The organism is Streptomyces sp. SID12501 (genome assembly GCF_010550245.1).
Taxonomy (GTDB): Bacteria; Actinomycetota; Actinomycetes; order Streptomycetales; family Streptomycetaceae; genus Streptomyces.
This window is the reverse complement of record NZ_JAAGLU010000909.1, coordinates 1-406: the sequence shown is the minus strand read 5'-3', so window position 1 is coordinate 406 and position 406 is coordinate 1. Positions and strand designations below refer to the sequence as shown.

At 67.7% G+C, this 406-nt stretch carries 1 pseudogene; it reads right to left on the bottom strand.

Features of this window, described 5'->3' with window-relative positions:
- Window positions 1–406, bottom strand: a pseudogene (locus tag G3I71_RS49090) (pyruvate dehydrogenase (acetyl-transferring), homodimeric type); the annotation flags it as partial.

Below are 406 nucleotides of genomic sequence, written 5' to 3'. Positions count from 1 at the left end.
GGCGGTGGCCGAAGTCCTTGTCCTTCACGAGGTCCTTGAACAGGCGCACGAGCGCCATGGGCGTGGCGACCTCCTGCGTGCCCGGGCCCTTGGCGAGCGTCTCGTAGACCTTGTCGCCCGGCAGCGTGAGCTTGGTGTGCGTGCTGCGGCGCTCGGGCACGAAGCCGCCGAGCTGACGGCGACGCTCGAGCATGTACTGGATCGCCTCGTCCTTCGGCCCCGGGTTGTAGTACGGGGGCAGGTACGGGTCGGCCTCGAGCTGCTCGTCCGTGATCGGGATGTGCAGCGAGTCGCGCAGCGTCTTGAGCTCGTCGATCTTGAGCTTCTTCATCTGGTGCGTGGCGTTGCGCCCGGCGAAGCCCGAGCCCAGGCCGTAGCCCTTGATGGTGTGCGCGAGGATGACGGT